The 17,742-nt window shown below is 68.3% G+C and carries 17 protein-coding genes, 1 tRNA gene and 1 pseudogene; 9 read left to right on the forward strand and 10 right to left on the reverse strand.

Annotated features, from left to right (window positions below):
* Positions 1 to 148: 148 nt before the first annotated feature.
* Positions 149 to 739 carry a hypothetical protein gene (locus ACRSBM_RS08970; protein ID WP_434441764.1) on the reverse strand — a complete coding sequence of 197 codons (591 nt, stop codon included), beginning with the start codon at positions 737 to 739 and terminating at the stop codon, positions 149 to 151.
* Between the two features lie 443 nt (positions 740 to 1,182).
* Here ACRSBM_RS08970 and ACRSBM_RS08975 point away from each other — a divergent pair, with 443 nt between their 5' ends.
* Entirely contained in the window at positions 1,183 to 1,440 is a 258-nt protein-coding gene (locus ACRSBM_RS08975; RefSeq protein WP_434441767.1) for a hypothetical protein, read from the forward strand.
* Positions 1,441 to 1,656: 216 nt separating this feature from the next.
* Here ACRSBM_RS08975 and ACRSBM_RS08980 read toward each other — a convergent pair whose 3' ends face one another.
* On the reverse strand, positions 1,657 to 2,700 hold the full coding sequence (locus ACRSBM_RS08980; protein ID WP_434441770.1) for a DUF2330 domain-containing protein: 1,044 nt from the start codon (positions 2,698 to 2,700) through the stop codon (positions 1,657 to 1,659).
* Between the two features lie 180 nt (positions 2,701 to 2,880).
* The gene (locus ACRSBM_RS08985; RefSeq protein WP_434441773.1) at positions 2,881 to 3,660 is read right to left on the reverse strand and encodes an NAD(P)H-dependent oxidoreductase; all 780 of its coding nucleotides are present in this window, start codon (positions 3,658 to 3,660) and stop codon (positions 2,881 to 2,883) included.
* Positions 3,661 to 3,798: 138 nt separating this feature from the next.
* On the opposite strand from ACRSBM_RS08985, the gene ACRSBM_RS08990 reads away from it, so the two are divergent.
* Positions 3,799 to 4,707 (forward strand): helix-turn-helix transcriptional regulator, encoded by a 909-nt coding sequence (locus tag ACRSBM_RS08990; protein ID WP_434441775.1) that lies wholly within the window; start codon positions 3,799 to 3,801, stop codon positions 4,705 to 4,707.
* A gap of 1,044 nt (positions 4,708 to 5,751) precedes the next feature.
* Here ACRSBM_RS08990 and ACRSBM_RS08995 read toward each other — a convergent pair.
* The 5 genes from ACRSBM_RS08995 to ACRSBM_RS09015 all read right to left on the reverse strand — a co-directional run bounded on the left by ACRSBM_RS08995 (position 5,752) and on the right by ACRSBM_RS09015 (position 11,074).
* Positions 5,752 to 5,946 (reverse strand): hypothetical protein, encoded by a 195-nt coding sequence (locus ACRSBM_RS08995; protein WP_434441777.1) that lies wholly within the window; start codon positions 5,944 to 5,946, stop codon positions 5,752 to 5,754.
* A gap of 157 nt (positions 5,947 to 6,103) precedes the next feature.
* On the reverse strand, positions 6,104 to 7,273 hold the full coding sequence (locus ACRSBM_RS09000) for a serine hydrolase domain-containing protein (protein ID WP_434441779.1): 1,170 nt from the start codon (positions 7,271 to 7,273) through the stop codon (positions 6,104 to 6,106).
* A 10-nt stretch (positions 7,274 to 7,283) separates the two neighbouring features.
* Positions 7,284 to 8,837, reverse strand: coding sequence for a D-alanyl-D-alanine carboxypeptidase/D-alanyl-D-alanine endopeptidase (gene dacB / locus ACRSBM_RS09005; RefSeq protein ID WP_434441784.1), 1,554 nt, complete (start codon positions 8,835 to 8,837; stop codon positions 7,284 to 7,286).
* A gap of 378 nt (positions 8,838 to 9,215) precedes the next feature.
* Positions 9,216 to 10,421, reverse strand: a complete 1,206-nt coding sequence (locus ACRSBM_RS09010; protein ID WP_434441786.1) for a sensor histidine kinase — start codon at positions 10,419 to 10,421, stop codon at positions 9,216 to 9,218.
* The gene (locus ACRSBM_RS09015) at positions 10,418 to 11,074 is read right to left on the reverse strand and encodes a response regulator transcription factor (RefSeq protein WP_434441789.1); all 657 of its coding nucleotides are present in this window, start codon (positions 11,072 to 11,074) and stop codon (positions 10,418 to 10,420) included. The genes ACRSBM_RS09010 and ACRSBM_RS09015 overlap by 4 nt, the downstream gene beginning before the upstream one ends.
* Before the next feature lie 120 nt (positions 11,075 to 11,194).
* On the opposite strand from ACRSBM_RS09015, the gene ACRSBM_RS09020 reads away from it, so the two are divergent.
* The 7 genes and pseudogenes from ACRSBM_RS09020 (at position 11,195) to ACRSBM_RS09050 (ending at position 16,371) form a co-directional block, all read left to right on the forward strand.
* Entirely contained in the window at positions 11,195 to 11,725 is a 531-nt protein-coding gene (locus ACRSBM_RS09020) for a hypothetical protein (RefSeq protein ID WP_434441790.1), read from the forward strand.
* A complete protein-coding gene (locus tag ACRSBM_RS09025) occupies positions 11,725 to 12,915 on the forward strand; it encodes a peptidoglycan-binding protein (RefSeq protein ID WP_434441792.1) in 1,191 nt (396 codons plus the stop codon). The genes ACRSBM_RS09020 and ACRSBM_RS09025 overlap by 1 nt, the downstream gene beginning before the upstream one ends.
* Entirely contained in the window at positions 12,912 to 13,592 is a 681-nt protein-coding gene (locus tag ACRSBM_RS09030; RefSeq protein WP_434441795.1) for an ABC transporter ATP-binding protein, read from the forward strand. The genes ACRSBM_RS09025 and ACRSBM_RS09030 overlap by 4 nt, the downstream gene beginning before the upstream one ends.
* A gap of 35 nt (positions 13,593 to 13,627) precedes the next feature.
* Positions 13,628 to 14,803 carry an ABC transporter permease gene (locus tag ACRSBM_RS09035; RefSeq protein WP_434453024.1) on the forward strand — a complete coding sequence of 392 codons (1,176 nt, stop codon included), beginning with the start codon at positions 13,628 to 13,630 and terminating at the stop codon, positions 14,801 to 14,803.
* 107 nt (positions 14,804 to 14,910) lie between these two features.
* A complete protein-coding gene (locus ACRSBM_RS09040; protein WP_434441798.1) occupies positions 14,911 to 15,300 on the forward strand; it encodes a 3'-5' exonuclease in 390 nt (129 codons plus the stop codon).
* Positions 15,301 to 15,540: 240 nt separating this feature from the next.
* A pseudogene (locus ACRSBM_RS09045) lies at positions 15,541 to 15,927 on the forward strand (transposase); the annotation flags it as partial.
* Positions 15,928 to 16,047: 120 nt separating this feature from the next.
* A complete protein-coding gene (locus ACRSBM_RS09050) occupies positions 16,048 to 16,371 on the forward strand; it encodes a hypothetical protein (protein WP_434441799.1) in 324 nt (107 codons plus the stop codon).
* A gap of 798 nt (positions 16,372 to 17,169) precedes the next feature.
* Here the strand turns inward: ACRSBM_RS09050 and ACRSBM_RS09055 are convergent.
* Both ACRSBM_RS09055 and ACRSBM_RS09060 read right to left on the reverse strand, forming a co-directional pair.
* Positions 17,170 to 17,241 (reverse strand) — tRNA-Val (locus ACRSBM_RS09055).
* A gap of 56 nt (positions 17,242 to 17,297) precedes the next feature.
* A complete protein-coding gene (locus ACRSBM_RS09060) occupies positions 17,298 to 17,720 on the reverse strand; it encodes a TIGR02611 family protein (RefSeq protein WP_434441801.1) in 423 nt (140 codons plus the stop codon).
* Positions 17,721 to 17,742 lie beyond the last annotated feature (22 nt).

Here is a 17,742-nt window from a genome sequence, read left to right on the forward strand (position 1 = left end):
TCGACGCCACCGGCACCCTGGTCACACTCGACTCTCACCGACCCTGATCGGAAGGAGAACACGGATGATCGTCTATTACCTGCTCATCAACGACGTCGTCCGCTGCGGTTGTCTCCGACGTGGCCTGGGTGTGACCCGGCGGGCGCCGCTATCGGTGTTGGTGCACCGAGCCGGGCGCGTTGAGGCTCAAGAACCCGGCGGCGTGTAGTCGCCGGGTGGCTTCGTCGTCGATGCTGGTCCTCGTGAGATCGCCGGGAGGGCCCGAACCAAACCCGCCCGATACCACGGCCGCGAGCAACAGGACGAGCAGCAGGGGGAACAGCACGATGCGCACGACCATGGCCCAGCAGGCCCCGGCGCCGATCCGTTGACCGTTCTTGACGCGGACGAGCCGGGTCCCGGTGAGCATCCCGCCGAGCACGCGGCCGTTGCCGTAGAAGAAGCCGTAGAGCACCGGCACGCCGACCAGCAGACCAAGCGCGGTCAACCCCACTGTGGAACTGGGGGTCTCGGGTTTGGCGACCGCCAACGCGACGGCGCCGCCAAACGCACAGAGCACAACGACGACGACGTCCACGAACCAGGACGACAACTTCGCCCAACCACCCGCAGAGATGTAGAAAGTCCCGTCCTTGTGCGTGTCGAGCCGTTTCGCGATCTTCGGGCCGAACTCGCGTTCGACGTGCTGCCTGGCGATCTCCAACGGAGTCGGAGGCCTGTTACGGCCGGCGACGGTCATGCTGGTGCCCCCCGAGTCTGATGGTCACGGCTGTGCGACCTGGCCCCCGACCGACGCCGCACAGACACTCATTATGCCGAGGAGTCCGAATCGGACTGACGGGATCGGGTGTTTCACACGTTCTGCCATGAGCCACGGCAGTACCTGTGCGGTACGGGCAGTGGCGTCCCTGGTGACGGCGATGGCCGCATGAGCCAACTGTTCCAGCTCCACAGGCTGGCAGCGGCAGGCTTCTTCGGCGGCGAGCCGGGCGCCACAACCTGAGTACCAGCGGCCAAGGACGACACTCTTCTCGCACTGACCCGCCGGTGTCCTGAATCCCACCCCGCCGCACCAGCCGGTCGCGTTCGCGGACACGAGTCACCGAACCGAACCGCATCGTCCCCGACTCTACAATGGACAGACGGCGCTGACGCAACCCAGGACGTTCACGGGTGACAGCTATGCTGACAGGCACCAAGAGCCGGCGACACCGCGGGTCCGGTGAGTTCGGTGGCGGCTGGCAGCAGGGCAGGGTGGTCCTCCGGGCCTCGTCGCGGGAGGCGGCGGTTCGCGTGATGGACGCGCTGTTGCGGGCGTTCGCCGCCGAGCCGCGCCTCGAACCCCTGGTGGTCGACGCCGCAGGAATACCGGAACGAGGACAGGTCGATCGTCGTCGGAGCGGGGGCGGCCGGGTTCCCGGCCGTGCCGAAGATCCGTGAGGTACGCGAGCACTACGGCATCACACCCGGCTGACACCGATGGGTTCCACTACGCACCGCCGCGATCGTGGGACTCCCGAACAGTGCGGGGCGCCGACACCGTTCCCACCGCGAGCGCCGGTTACGACGCGGGCAAGAAGACCAAGGGCCACCACGACGCCAAGTTCCGGCGTAGCGTCCCCGCGCCCCTCGGTCACCCGTGAGCTACCGGGGCCCTCACCGGCGTTGCCGACGCCGCCGAACCAGGATGACCGCCCCGACCGCGAGCCCGACACCGCCCAGCGCCACCAGTGTCACCTCGGCGGTGGACGGGCCTCGGACGTACCGCGTCTGGACCACCACCGCCCGGTACGTCTCGTCCACGGCCGCCTGGGTGAGGTGGATGTCGTCGGTGACCTCCTCCGGGTCGACCCGCGCGTCGTAGCGGGTCAGGAACCGGCGCTCGGTCACCAGCTTCGCCAGCTCCGGATGCTCGTCGAGTTCGTCGGGCGTCAGCCAGCCGGCGAAGGTCAGGTCGGGATCGCTGTCGCCGGGGGTGGGGTCGGTGACGTCCATCCTGTGGTCGGCGAGCACGTACAGCCGCAGCGGTTGGCTGCGCTTGGCGGCAGCCGACAACCGCATCGGGTAGACCGGCTCGTCGGTGGCGAAGCTGATCCGCATCGGCGGCAACCCGTCGTCGAAGGTCTTCTCCGCCGCCTCCGGCCGCAGGTGCACCGCGATGACCAGCCAGCCCTCGGCCAGGTACGGGCCGAGGTGCCTGGCGAGGTCAGGGGGCAGGGCGAAGTCCTTGGCGGTGAGCCAGTCGCTGACCGCGCGGTTGTCGGTGCCGCTTAGCTGGGCCAGCTCGTAGGGCCCGACCTCGACGTGGTCGACGACCGTGACCTCCCCGCCTGGTGCCTCGACGCCTCCGGCTCCGTTGCCGTCGATCTCCTTCTCGCGGTACTCGACCCTGGGCCGGCTCACCTCGTCCAGGTCGGTGAACAACGCAGCGTCGGCGATGGCGAACTCGGCCCGGCTCGGCACCGGCATGAGGAACGCCACCGAGTCCGACGTGGTCTCGGCGGTGATGTTCACCGTGACGTGCTCGGTCGGGCCGTCCAGCTCGACCAGCGCGGTCTCCCGCACCGGCGTCAGCTCGTCGGCGATCGCCGCTCCGCACGCACAGGCGTTCGCCACGCCCGGCCCAGCCAACACCGCCCCGAGTCCACCGAGCAGGGTGAGCAGGGTGAGCAGCCAGCGTGCCAGCACGAAGAGTCGCATGGTTGCTCAGAGTGCACCAACGTTCTCGCGGTTCACGCCGTGACCGATCCGTTGTGACAGTCAGGCGGCGAGGTGGAGTGCGTCGGGGAGGTGGGCGTGCAGGTGGCCCCCGCGACCCTCTTTGCGCATCGGGACCCGACGCCGATCCTGGGTTCGGAACTCTCGCTACGTGGCCGGCGGTCAGCCGCGCACGTGTAGCCCGAAACCCGTGCGGCCCGCGGGCTCCAGTCCCTCCTTCAGGTGCAGCGAGGGGATCTCGTAGTCACCGAAGTTCTGCCGCCGGAATGCGATCGGCTCGGTCGACTCCAGGGTGAGCAGGCGCTGCTCCCAGGCCTTGGCGACGTCCGCGTAGTCCTCGCCGGTCATCCGGTCGACGCCGTACAGCACGAACGGCGGCAGCGCCTCGATGCCGGGGTAGTAGAGGATGCCGTGATGGATCGGGAACAGCAGATCGTCGATGGGGCCGTTGATCCCGCGAGCGGCGTAATGCGACTCCGGACCACCGGCGGTCACCGACAGCAGAGCCTTCCTGCCCGCGAGGGTGCCCTCGCCGAAGCGCTCGCCGTACCTGGTGTCGCTGTGCTCGCCGACGCCGTACGCGAAGTGGTAGGTGAACACCCGGTCGACCCAGCCTTTCAGGATCGCGGGCATCGTGTACCACCACAGCGGGAACTGGAAGATGATCGTGTCGGCCCACAGCAGCTTCTGCTGCTCAGCGAGGACGTCCGGGGTGAGCGTCCCTGCGTCGAACGCCCGGCCAGAGTCCAGGGCGACCTTCAGCGGACTTGAGGCATCGGGGCCGTAGTCCGCGGCGTCCACGACCGCCTTCCAGTTCATCGCGTACAGATCGCTCACCCGCACCTCGTGCCCGGCGGTCTCCAATGTGGACACCGCGAGATCCTTCAGCGAGCCGTTGAGCGACCTCGGCTCCGGGTGGGCGTAGACGATCAGCGTCTTCATGGGAACTCCTTCGGATCGGGTGCCTTCGATCCTGGGCGCCGCGGCGCCCGGCGTTCAGGGGTGCTTCTTCCATCGGACGGGACTTCCTGGTACCGGCAGGACCACCTTCACGGGCACCACCGAGGCCATACTGGGGGGATGGACGATCTTGCGGGCTTCCTGCGGACCCGGCGTTCCCGGGTCGACCCGGCGGCCGTCGGCATTCCCGCCGACAGGCACCGCCGCGTCGAGGGGCTGCGCCGGGAAGAGGTCGCACATCTGTCCGGAGTCAGCGTTGACTACTACGTACGCTTGGAGCAGGGCCGCGCGACCCAGCCCTCCGAACAGGTCCTCGACGCGCTCGCCCGCGTCCTCGGCCTCGACGAGACCGAACGCGGGCACCTCTACCGGCTCGCCCGGCAGCGGCGCCGCAGAGCGAAGGCGCCGGGCGGGCGGGTCCGGCCGGAGCTGCTGCGCGTCCTCGACCTGGTCACCGACGCACCCGCACTGATCATGGATCACCGCTTGGACGTGCTCGCCGGGAACCGCCTCGCCGGACTCCTCTACGGCCGGCCGATACCAGGCCTGAACACCGCCAGGCACATCTTCCTCGAGGAGGCCGAGCGCGGCCTCTACGCGGACTGGGAGAACTGCACCCTCGACGTGGTCGGACACCTGCGCCTGGCCGCGGGCAAGTATCCAGAGGACCCCCGCCTGGCCTCGCTCATCGGCGAGCTGGCGATGGGCAGCGAACGCTTCCGCCGCCTCTGGGCCCGCGCGGACGTGCGCGCCAGGGCACATGGACGCAAGACGTACCGGCACCCGCTGGTCGGACTGCTGGAACTGCACCACGAGAACTTCGCGCTACCGGACGAGTCAGGTATGGAGCTGCTCGTGCTGTCCGCGGCCCCCGGCGGCCCCGCCGAGGACGGGCTGCACCTGCTCGCGAGCCTGGGCGCGCACAGCGGTGACGCTCACCCCACAATGGACGCCCAGAAGGCTTCACACGGCCTCGGACCTGTCCATCGCTCTGCGACATCTGTGGACCCAACCGGAGATCGGTTATGAACTCGCCGAGGCCGTCAGCCAACTCAGCGACGTCACCGCCCAGGCTTCCCCGAGTGCTGACGCGCCCTTCAAAGTGACCACAAGCTGCGCCACGGAACCAGACCCGCCCACATGCCGCCATCGAACTCATTCCGCGGTATCTGACCGAAATATCAGATAGCTGCGGACACCGAGGATCTTGATCGCGACGCCGCCGAGGCAGTGATTGGGTCTGCTCCTGCCGCCCTCGGCGAAGGGGTTGGTCTGACGTGCACCGACGCCGGTTTGCTACCACTTTTACCACCGAAGCCCCGAAACGAGGGGTCCGCACGTGCCCGAGAAACCCGAAAGCCCCCGACCTTCGCAGGTCAGAGGCTTTCGGGTTGTGTGGGCGATACTGGGATCGAACCAGTGACCTCTTCGGTGTGAACTATGGCCATGAGACCGCGCTGACCTGCTAAAACTGCACTCCTGCAGGTCGGCATGGTCCTGTGCAGGTTCGTTGAGAGCTGTTTGGGTGCGTTCTGCGCTCTGCGTTGCTCCCCATTTGCTCCCAGAGCCTGCTCCCATGCAGCCCAAAACTTCGTCACGGGGCACGCGCTCGAAACGTTTAACGCAACGATACAGAGGCCCGTCCGACGATCGACGCGCTCAGGTTGTCTGCTCGGAGATGTTTGTTCAAGGTCGATCATGTTGCCGAGGTGCCCGTTGTCCGTTCGTGTCCGTTTCGGGGAGCAGGTTCCGTCTCTGACAGCGCGGGGTTGCGCGTGCGAGTAACCCGCGCGGTGCGACCGCGATGTGGGTGAAGGATCGGCTGAACGGGTTATGGGCCGACGAGGACTTCCTCGACTGGTACCCGCGTGACGGGCGTCCTGAGCGCGATGCCGTTCGAGGTGTTGGCCGGTCACGACGCCCCGCGGAAGCTGAGCGAGGCGGACGTCCACCCCTCAACGAGAACAGCCGGATGCGGTCACTGGAGATCGTTTTGGTGACATCCATCTCCGGGAGTCGACGGCGGACCTGGCCGCGTAGGTCAGGTCCGCCGCCTCGCTGCCCGCGGTGTGGTCAGGTGGTCACGCTGGCGGGATTGCTGCAGGTCTGCGTCTTGACCCTGTTGTTGGGGATGTCCACCTCGCAGACCTCGAAGGTGAAGGTCCCACCTTCGTGGAAGTTCTTGTTGAGGTTGGTCATTCCCGAGTCCGTGCCGCGGTCGTTGAAGACCGCGCCCCGGCGGGACTCGCCGGGGCCCGAGTAGCCCAACCACGCCGACCGGCATGTTGTTGGCGAACTGGTCCTCCAACCACACCCAGTCGCCGGAGGGCTGGAAGCAGCCGATCGCGTCGTCGCGAATGCCGCCGGTGACGCCAGTCCGGAGGGCATGCAACGGTTGCTGAACTTCTATGGGGCCGCATGACCATCAAGCCGAGGCGACCAACTGCCGCCCCAGTGCCACGATCGGCTCGACGCTGGTGTCGTAGTTGGTGAGGACCACCACCACCCAGCCGGCGTCGGGGAACACGTCCAGGTTGGTCGCCCGGCCGGGACCGCTGCCGGAGTGGCCGACGACGCGGAGTTTCGTGGTCACCGCCTCGGCGTGACCATACCCGTAGAACTGCGTCTGGCCGTCCTCTGCCGGCCGGTCTGCGGGACTCATCGCGTATTTGCCGCCGGTGACAACCCTGGTGAACGCCGGAGTGAGCAGCTTGTTGCCGTGTAGGGCATTCGTGAAGCGGAGCAGGTCGGGCGCCGAGGCGAACGCGCCGTGGTAAGGACTTCCGATGTAGGGCAGGAAGGGAGTGGTCGTGATGTCCCTTCGCTCGCCGGAAGGTTGGCTCACGTACCCGTGGGCGATGCTTCGGTCGCTGATGACCACCGGCCTGGTGTAGAAGTCGGTGTCGGTCAGGCCTGCCCGCTCGAACACGTGTCGGCGCACGTAGTCGTAGTACGACAACCCCGATATCGCGGTTACGATCGCGCCGAGGATGAAGTAGCCGTCGTTGCTGTAGCCCCACTGGGTCCCCGGGGTGAACCGCAGCGGCAGCGTACGTAGGTAGGACAGCATGCCCTGCCAGACATCGTCTTCGCTGTCCCACTCGTGCTCACCCGGGGGTCGCTCGTTCGTCCGGCTGGGCCTACCGGCGCCCGACGTGTGGGTGAGCAGTTGGTGGATGGTGACCTTCGCGACGTCGGCGGGGAACCCGTCGAGGTAGGTACCCAGCTGTTCGTGGAAGGCGAGTTTGCCGTCCTGGACGAGTCGCGCGATTGACACACCGGTGAACTGCTTGGTCATCGACGCCAGGTCGAAGCTCGTGTTCGTGCTGTTGGCAACGCCGCGGCTCTCGTCAGCCATGCCGTAAGACCTGGTGAGCACGGGCTTGCCCTTGTTGGCCACCAGGACGGTGCCGGAGAACTCGCCTGCCGCCGCGCGTTCGGCGACGAACCGGTCGAAGCGCCCACCAGGCAGCAGGTCGCGCGGCGTGGTGCTCTGCTCGTCCGCCGCGTCCGCGGCGCCTGCCGTGACGAGCACACCGACCGGTACGGAACCGAGCAGGCCGAGTACCGACCGTCGTGATCGGACAGTGGACATGGTTGTCTCCTCAGCGGGTGAGTGATTCGTAGACGGCGTTGAGGATCTCGCCCTGCGCTGTCTCGACCTCGGGGTAGAGCGCCATCGCCTCGCCGTTCGAGCTGACGGGCTTGGTCATGAACTGGGCGAAAACCACCAGCCTGCCGTCGGGCAGCATGAGGTAGCCGGCGAGTGCCTTGTTGAGGCCCGTGGGCTGGATGGTCGTGCCCGTCTTCGCGAAGACCCGGCCTGCGGCGGGCGAGTCCGGCAGAACGTGGCCGATCGTCCCGTCCCGGCCCATGATCGGGAGGGCGTTGCGGTATGAGGTGAAGTACCGCTGCCGGGACATGTAGGTGAGGAACTGGACGAAGAAGTCCGACGTGTACCGATCGTCCGCTCCCTCGTCGGGGTCGACGCCGGCGCGCTCGAAGATCTCCCGCTGGTAGCGGTCGCCGGTGGCCTTCGGCGTCTCACGGTCGTGTCCGGCGATCGCGCCGACCAGGTAAGGCCAGTAGGCGGTGTGCGGGTTGGAGCTGACCTTGAGCATGACCTTTGCCTGCTCGGTCAGCGGCGGGGAGACGTACTCGGCCACCGGTGCCCGGCCACCGTTGCCCGAGGTGCGCCGCCGCACCGACACGTCGACGCCGGCCTCGCGCAGTGCGTGGTTGAAGGCGATCTCGGCGAAGCGCACCGGGTCGGGCAGGTGGTACGGGGCCACGACCGGCCGGCCACCGAGCCCCACGTCACCGGTGAGTCGCACCGTTCGTGTGCCGTCCTGCGCCATGGCGACCTCGGTGAACCTGAACCGCCGCACGGGATCGGCGACCGTCGTGGTCTCGTTGAGGATGGCCAGGTATGCGATGTCCGGTGAGATCCGCAGTCCGCCGGGGGTGCCTGCCTGGGTAGCAGGGGTCACCACCACGTCGATGATGTTGTCGTTGATCACCATGGGCGAGACGGGAATCACGATACCCCCGGTCGCGATCTGGGCGCTGCCCTGACGGAACAGCGATGCGTCGACGAGCACTTGGCCCTCGACGCGCCGGATCCCGCGACGGGCCACCTGCCGGGCCAGGTATCGCAACTGCTGGAGCGGGTCCCCCGGCACCAGTTCGGTCGCGCTGCCATAGGTGTGGTCCGGCGCGGGCAGCGCCAGCGTGCCATCCGGCCGGATCCGCGGTCCCAGCAACAGGTCTCCGCCCGCCACCAGCACCAGATCCCCGGTGAGGACGCCACGGACCACCGGACCCGTGCGGTGAACAGTCGTGCGGAACCGGTGGTCCGGGCCGAGCGCGGAGAAGGCGGAGCCCGCGATGAACACCTTGAACGCCGAGCCCGCGACGAACTGCTGCGTCGAGTTCAGCGCGTAAACAGGATCGCCTCCGACCGGCTGGAATCGCATGCCCCATCGGGAGCCGCTGAACGGGGTCCGGCCGGTGATCTCGGCGATCCTGTCCGCTAGTGACGGGTCGGCCGAAACAGGGGAGTCGGCCCGCGCCGCAGTGCCTGCCGACAACATGCCCGCGACGGCGGCGGGGGCGGCACCCAAGAGCCCGAGCACGGTGCGCCGTGAGTGATTGGTCATGATCACAGGAGTACGCACCGCATGGTTGCGTGGCTGTTACCGAGTGGCGTAACGAGGAAGAAACGCCCTATGCGGGATGCTGGAGGGAGGCGCGTCCTTGGTCTGGACCGCCGCACCAGCGAGGTCAGCGACGCGGTCTTCGCGGTGAGACGTGGGACGCCGGGCTGAGGTGGACGAGGCGGCGATCGGGCGCCGGCATCGGGTGGGTCGCCGCAGGACCACGGGTTCATGCGCGTACGCGCATGAACCCGCCTCGACGGCCACCACTGGGAGCCGGCCACCTTCGCCTTCGCGGAGCAGCGGTTGAGGCAGGCGGCGGGCCCGTCGAGGCCGATAGGGCGGGCATGCCGCCGGTAAGGTCCTGCTCCTCCCGTGGCATCAGGTGGCAGGCAGTGACACGGTGACCATCAGGCCGCCGCCTCGGCGGGCACGGGCGGTGGCGGTACCGCCGTGGGCACTGGCGACGGAGCGGACGATCGACAGGCCGAGGCCGACACCCTTCGCCGTGACGAGGCGGTCGGTGGCGTGCCGGCGGAACGGCTCGAACAGGGCCGGGACCGCGTCGGCCGGTATCGCGGGTCCGGTGTTCTCGACGACCAGCTCGGCCCGGCCGCCCACGGTGCGACTGGTCACCTGGACCCAACCGCCCTGGCCCGTGTTGTACCGGACGGCGTTCTCGACGAGGTTGTGCACCAGCCGTTCGAGCAGCAACGCGTCGCCGGAGACCGGTGCCTCCCCTGCGTCCTCGTGCACCGTGACTCCCGCAGCCGCCGCCTCGGCCGCGGTCTGCTCGACGACGTGGCCGACCAGGTCGGCGAGGTCGACCGGGAAGCGCGCATCGAGTTCGTGGTCGGACTTCGCGAGCAGCAGCAGCCCGCTGATCAGCTGCTCGTGCCGGGAGTTGATCTCCAGCAGTCGCGCCCCGAGTGCCTTGACGTCCGGGGATGCCGACCTGCGGTGCATGGCGACCTCGACCAGCGACCGGCCCAGCGTGAGCGGGGTGCGCAGCTCGTGCGAGGCGTTGGCGACGAACCTGCGCTGGCCGTGGAAGGACTGGTCGAGCCGCGCCACCATCGTGTCGAAGGTGTCGGCGAGTTCCTTGACCTCGTCGTCCGGGCCGCGCAGGCTGATGCGTTCCGCCAGGCCGGGGTTGGTGCCGGGTGCGGCCGCGATCCGCCGGGCGGTGTCAGTGACCCGGCGCAGCGGCGCGAGGACCCGGCCGGTGACCAGCCAGCCGAGACCGGCAGCCACCGTGACGACTGCGCCGAGCGCGATGGCGCCCTGGGTGAGCATCGAGGTGGTGGTCGCGTCCCTCAGCGCGGCCGACTGCTCGTCCACCCACCGCTCGGCGTCGGCGCCGGAGAGCCGGTCGCCGCCGGCGGTGATGACGAACACCTGTCTGGGGCCGGACCCGCCTGCCTCGGCCTGCCGGGTGCGACCGGGGTCGCTGGTCAGGGTCTTGGGACTGGTGCGGTCGATCTGCTGCCCCAGCAGCAAGTAGGTGACCGCGAGCAGCGCCACTCCGGCGACCAGGAACAGGCCACCGTAGATGAGGGTCAGCCGGGTCCGCAGCGTGATCCTCACGGGATGCGGTAACCGACGCCGGTGACGGTCTCCACCACCGGCGGGTCGCCGAGCTTGCGGCGCAGCTTCAGCACCGTCAGCCGGACGACCCCGGTGAACGGGTCGATGTGCTCGTCCCACGCCTTCTCCAGAAGAAACTCGGTGGAGACCGCAGCACCGTCCGCGCGCAGCAACTCGTTGAGGACCGCGAACTCCTTCTTCGACAGCGGGACGTACCGCCCGTCCCGGAACACCTGGCGACGTGCGGGGTCGAGCGTGATGCCGGAGCGGCGCAGCAGCGGCGGGGCGGCGGGCCTGCAGCGCCTGCCGAGCGAGTGGATCCGGGCGGCAAGTTCCGGGAACGCGAACGGTTTGGTGAGGTAATCGTCCGCGCCGAGCCGCAGCCCGTCGACCCGGTCGGTGATCTCAGCGGCCGCGGTGAGCATCAGCACCCTGGTCGACCCTGGCGAATCGACCAGCGAGCGGCACACGTCGTCGCCGTGCACCAGCGGCAAGTCCCGGTCGAGCACCACGACGTCGTAGTCGTGGACAGCCAGCCGTTCCAGAGCCGCCGCCCCGTCCAGCGCGACGTCGACCGCGTGCGCCTCCTCGCGCAGCCATTCCGCGATCGCCTCGGCGAGCATCGGCTCGTCCTCGACCACCAGCACCCGCATACCCGCATGATGGCCGACCACCGTGTTTCCTCCCGGTTAGCGCGGGCGCAAACAGCCGGGAAACCACCCATCGCGTTGCATCGCCTCCCGTTCCGGCACGACGAACGAGGAGAAGCACCCGTGCGACTACCAACCCGCTCGACCCTGGTGGCGCTGCCGCTGTTGTGCGCGCTCGCCCTGACCGGCTGCACCGCCGACGAGCAGCCCGTCAGCGATGTCGCCTCCGCGGGCGGCACCAGCTCGGCCGCCCAGGAGGACGAGGAGGGCAGCCGGCAGGAGCGCGACGAGATGGGCCTGAAGTTCGCGCAGTGCATGCGCGAGAACGGCGTCCCCATGGACGACCCGGAACCAGGCAAGGGCATCCAGCTGAAGATCGGACCGGGAACCTCGCAGGAGACCGTTCAGACCGCGATGGAGGCCTGCCGCGAGTACAACCCGCAGAAGAACGGCACCGGCCAGGCGGATCCGCAGCGGGAGGCGGCGGTCCGTGAGTTCGCGCAGTGCATGCGGGACAACGGCGTGGAAGCGTTCCCCGACCCCGAGCCGGGCAACCCCGGGATCAAGATCACCAGAGACGTGGGCCAGGACCCCGACTTCCAGACCGCCCAGCAGGCCTGCCAGGACAAGCTCGCGTCCGCCGGGGGCAGGTGATGACCGATCACAGGGTCGGGCACACCCCGAGCGAAAGTCCTCTTCATGTACCCGGGGGTCCGCCGAATTCCACGCTGCTGGCGGGTACCGACGACACCGGTGCGGTCAGGGCCGCGCCGGCGACCGACCGGCGACGGCGCCGCCTGGCCGCCGGCGTCCTCGTCATCGTGCTCGCCGCGGGTGCCGTGGCGGCGTTCGTCCTGGTCGGCAGGCCGCGGACGAGCACGGCCGATGACAAAGCCCCCGACCTGCCACCCGGCCGGGCCACGGTGACCCGGCAGACCCTCCACGACCGCCAGACCGCAGACGGCGAACTGGGCTACGGCACGGACACCACCGCGGTGAGCCGCCTGTCCGGCACGCTCACGTCGGTGCCAGACGGCGGCACCGTCGTGGCCCGCGGCAAGGCCCTGTACGCGGTGGACGGCCTGCCGGTGGTGCTCATGCACGGGGCGATGCCCGCGTACCGGCCCCTTTCGGTGGGCACCGAGGGCACGGACGTCCGGCAGCTGGAGGAGAACCTCGCCGCACTCGGCCACACCGGGTTCACCGTGGACGAGCAGTTCACCGCGTCGACCGGCGCCGCCGTCGGGCAGTGGCAGGCCGGCCTCGGGCTGGCGGCGACCGGCGTGGTCGAGCTCGGGCGGGTCGTGTTCGCGCCAGGTGACGTGCGCGTCGGCAGCGTCGCGGCGGGCGCGAGCCGCCCGGTGCGGCCGGGTGACACCGTGCTGACCTACTCGGGGACGGCGAAGGCGGTGACCGTCGAACTGGAGGCCGCCGACCAGCGGGTCGCGGCGAAGGACGCGGCGGTCGAGATCACGCTGCCCGACGGCACCACCACCGCCGGAAAGGTCGAACGCGTGTCCACGATGATCGCGCCGGCCACCGCGCAGGGCCAGGAACCCACCACCAAGGTCGAGGTGGTCGTGGGGCTCGCCGACCAGAAGGCGGTCGCGGCCTACGCGCTGGCCTCGGTGGACGTCACGTTCACCGCCGAGGAACGCGCGGACGTGCTGGTCGTACCCGTGGCCGCGCTGCTCGCTCTGCGGGAGGGCGGCTACGGCGTCGAGGTGGTGGAGGGGAACCGCAGCCGATACGTGCCGGTCGAGACCGGCCTGTTCGCCGACGGGCTGGTGGAGATCTCCGGTGCGGGGATCGAGGAGGGCATGACCGTGGGGGTGGCGAAGTGATCGTGCTCGAGGACGTCACCAGGGTCTACGCCGACGTGGTCGCGCTCGGCGGGGTGTCCCTGCGCATCGACCGCGGTGAGCTGGTCGCGATCGTCGGCCCGTCCGGCTCCGGCAAGTCAACCATGCTCAACGTGCTCGGCACGCTCGACCGCCCGTCGTCCGGCCGGGTGTCGATCGACGGGCACGACGTGTCCCGGCTGTCCGACTCCCAGCTGTCCGCGCTGCGCGCGAGCCGGATCGGGTTCGTGTTCCAGCAGTTCCACCTCGCCGCGGGCGTGCCGGCGCTGGACAACGTCGCTGACGGTCTGCTGTACAGCGGGATGCGGATCGGCGAGCGGCGCAGGCGCGCCGCCACCGCCCTGGAGCGGGTCGGACTCGGCCACCGCATGGTCCACCGACCGCACGAGCTGTCCGGCGGAGAACGCCAGCGGGTGGCGATCGCCAGGGCCGTCGCGGGCGAGCCGCCGCTGCTGCTGGCCGACGAGCCGACCGGCGCGCTCGACTCCGCGTCGGGCGCGGGTGTGATGGCGCTGATGCGGGACCTCCACGCCGCGGGCACGACCGTCGTGATCATCACTCACGACCGGGACATCGCCGCGTCGCTGCCCCGCCAGGTGTCGATGCGCGACGGCCGCGTGGTCGCGGACACCTCCACCAGGGCGGGGGTGCCGGCGTGACGCGGGCTGTGCCGAGGACGCTGAAACCGGCGCGGATGCGGCTCGGCGACGTGGTCAAGGTCGGGGCGGTCGGCCTGCGGACCCGGCCGTTGCGGGCGTTCCTGTCGGCACTCGGCATCGCGATCGGGATCGCCGCGATGGTGTCGGTGGTCGGGATATCCTCCTCCAGCCGCGCCGAACTGGACCGGACACTCGCCGCGCTGGGCACGAACCTGCTGACCGTGTCACCGGGTTCCACGTTCACCGGCGAGGCCGCGCGCCTCCCGGAGACGGCTGAGGCGATGGTGGCGCGGATAGGTCCCGTCGAGTCCGTGTCGGCCGTCGGGCGGATCGGGAACGCGAAGGTGTACCGCACCGACCGGATCCCCCAGGCGCAGACCAACGGCATCGCTGCCTACGCCGCCCGCGTCGACCTGCCGGACACCACAGGTGCCCGGCTGCACAGCGGTACCTGGCTCAACGAGGCGACGAACCGCTACCCGGCGACCGTCCTCGGCGCGACCGCGGCGGAACGCCTCGGGATCGGGCACCTCGGCTTGGACACCCAGGTGCTGGTCGGCGACCGGTGGTTCACCGTGATCGGCGTCTTGGCCCCCGCGCCGCTCGCACCCGAGCTGGACAACGCGGCACTGGTCGGCTGGCCGGTCGCGGAGACCTCCCTCGGCTTCGACGGCCGCCCCACCTCGATCTACACCCGCTCGGCGGAGTCCGCTGTCGAGTCGGTGAGCAGCGTCCTCGGTGCGACCGCCAACCCCGAGGCGCCCAACGAGGTCGAGGTGTCCCGCCCCTCCGACGCTCTGGCCGCACAGCAGGCCGCGGATGAGGCGTTCACCGGGCTGCTACTCGGTCTCGGCGCGGTGGCGTTGCTCGTCGGCGGCGTCGGCGTGGCGAACACCATGGTGATCTCGGTGCTCGAACGGCGCGCGGAGATCGGGCTGCGCCGCTCCCTCGGTGCCACCCGCGGACAGGTGCGCACCCAGTTCCTGGCGGAGTCGCTGCTGTTGTCCGCACTGGGGGGCACCGGCGGCGCGGTGCTGGGCGCGGGCGTCACCGCGGTCTACGCGGCCTACCGCACCTGGCCGACGGTCATCCCACTGTGGGCGGTCGTGGGCGGTGCGGCGGCCACACTGGTGATCGGCGGCCTCGCCGGGCTGTACCCCGCGGTCCGCGCCGCACGCCTCTCCCCGACAGAGGCGCTCGCCACGCCATGAGAACCGGGTGCAAGGGGGTGCGGGAGTCTCGCCGACATCGGTACCGGGTTCGGCGTCTCGGCACGCACGACTGGATCTACGCGTTCCTGGAGCTGGTCTCGCGCCTTGTGCTGACCGCGCTGTCGTCCGGCTACCAGCGCAGCCACCAGCTCGACGAGGCGTTCGAGAAAGCGCTCGACGCGTTCGGCGAGGAAGTCGCATTCGATGGTGACCCGATCAAGTCCCTCAAACGCCTGTCCGAGCTCGATGCCGTGCGGATCCTCACGATCCACAAACGCAAGGGGATGGAGTTCGAAAAGGTCGTGGTGCTCGCCGCCGAAGAGCAGTTCTTCCGGGGCGAGGCCGCGCTGTCCGAGTTCTTCGTGGCCATCTTCCGGGCCAAGAACGAACTCGTCCTCACTCACCACCAGGGAGATCGCCGAGCACGTCGACCCGACGAGGGCGCCGACTGGATCGGCCTGGAGACGGCGCTGACCGATCCTGAGTGGCATACCTAAGAATCCAAGAATCTACCTCCAGATAACCCGGGCATACCAAACCCTCCGAGTTATCGGGGGAACCTCAGCCGGCAACCTCGCACGAGTCAGGTTTCTCATCCGTGCTCGCGACGGCAAATACCCCGCACTGATCGACGAGATCCTCGGCGGTGCCGGGATCGCGACGATCCTGACCGGCGTCCGGGTGCCCTGCATGAACGCGATCATGGAACGCTGGGTCAAGACGCTGCGCCGCGAACCCGTCACGCCAGCCGCCTCCTGCTCACCAAACCTGAGAACCTGCGCTCGAAGGACACGACCCTGCTGGAGAAAATCACCGCAGCCTGTTTAGAGATGACCGCACTCGCCAGTCTGATACGCGGCTTCGCCGTACTGCTGACACCGGCCGAGGGCGACGACGTGAAGCTCACCGAGTGGATCGCGCAGGCTCGCGCCGTCGATCTGCCACATCTACACGATCTCACCAACGGCATCGAGATCGACCGGTCCGCTGTGGACAGTGCCGTCACCCTGCCCTACCACAACGGCCGCACCGAAGGCGTCAACACCCGCACCAAGAGAATCATGAGACAGATGCACGGACGCGCCGGATTCAACCTTCTCCGCCACCGCATCCTTCTGCCCTGACGGCCGGCCACTCCACGTCACCACCGACTACGAGCCAGAGCCGCTCGTGTGTTTTCAGTCCCGCCTATCCTGTCAGAGCGTTCTTGTTCGGCGTGAGCGGTAGACCTATCGAGGTGAAAAGTGCAAGATTCGGAGCTAGAGAAATTCCTCAGCTCGCATGGCTGGGAGGCGGCTGGTTTTCGCCGTGAGACGGATACCATCGTGGCTTATCTGGAGCGTGTCGGCTTCGCCTGTCATGAGGAGGCGAGGAAGTACTTAGGTGAATATCTCGGCCTAAGGATCGACCATCTTCCAGCCCTCGTTATCGCGGGGGAGCGGATATCGAGTTGGACGAATTTGATCCGTCCGCAGTCGGCACCGCCCGTGATGCAGACGTGGCTCGCCGATGCGCAGAGGTGGCTGACATCCCCCTATTCCCGGTCGGCGTGGACAGCTTTCATCTGACCGTGTACTCGGGAAGCGATGGAAGGTTCTATGCAGGGTTCGATTCATCGGTCTATCGATATGGGGAAGATCGCAATGCGATGTTCTCGATGATGAAGGCTGGGATCCGCCCAATTTCATTGGGCGAGTGGACGCTTCAGTGAGAAGGATGCGTGGCAGTCTTGATGAACTAGGGTTCGTTGGAAAAAACACCATCTCGGCTGAGGATTCAGAACGCGGAAAACTGTGCACGAGCCCTCATCGACAGTGATGTCGATGAGGGCTCTGTGGTGTTTGACGGCAACGCTTATGGCATCGTCAGCGGACGACGGCTGTGGCTGGTGGGTCGTCAGGATCGTCGTCGTGGGCGCCGAGGGCGTTACCAAGGCATCGATAGCTTGGCGTTGTAGGCGGAGTCAAATGTGGGCGTTGACGCCGATGTGAGCGTAGTCCAACAGCCGAACCCCAGTCCGGTCGAACGCTCGGTCATGATCGATGCCACCGTATTGAGGGAGTCATCACGATACGGCCAGGCTGCTTGAGCTGCATGGACGTAACTCCGGCGCGTATGGCGCTGCGGATGCTGCGTAGCCGTGGACCATGGAAGGCAGAGACAAGGTGTGGTGAACACTTATGTGGTGGCGAAGTGGTCACTGGCGGTTCAATCGACCGCAGTTCGCTGACCTGCGATTTCGCGGAACTGGTCACAAGCCTTCTAGCAGATCTCACGAGTTGCGGGAGGACTTTTGCTCCCACGCAACGCACCGGGCTGGCAGACAAAGATCGTCTGCCAGCCCGGTGACCTGATAAAACACACTGTGGGCGATACTGGGATCGAACCAGTGACCTCTTCGGTGTGAACGAAGCGCTCTCCCGCTGAGCTAAACGCCCGTGTTCTGTTGTGGTGCTGTCCCGCTCTCGCGGTGTGGCCATAGCCTACAACATCATCAACGAGAACCAAAAATCGGGCTCCGCAACCAGCTCCACTCGATGCCGAACCAGCCGCCGACCAGCGCGAACACGTTGAGGAAGTAGCAGGTGACGAGCACGATGGCGCAGACGCCGGCCATTACGAGGCCGCGGACCCAGTACGGCTGGCGCCTGAGCCACTCGACCCAGCGGTCGTAGTAGCGCTTGGCGAACCTCAGGGCTCGGCCCGCCCACTCGAACTCCGTGGCGAGGATCGCCAGGCCCGCGAAGACCACCACCCAGCCTGGGCCGGGGTACGGGATCATGACGATGCCCGCGATCAGCACGAGGCCGCCGATCACGCCCACACCGATGCGGTAGGCCATGTTCAGCGCCGGGTTGCGGTGGAACCAGTGGCGCCAGCCCTTGTGCACTTCGGGCTTCACGTCGGGCTTCGTCATGTGCCGATCATCCTGTTGAGAC

Origin of the sequence: Lentzea xerophila (assembly GCF_051094245.1) — a bacterium.
GTDB classification, from domain to species: Bacteria; Actinomycetota; Actinomycetes; order Mycobacteriales; family Pseudonocardiaceae; genus Lentzea; species Lentzea xerophila.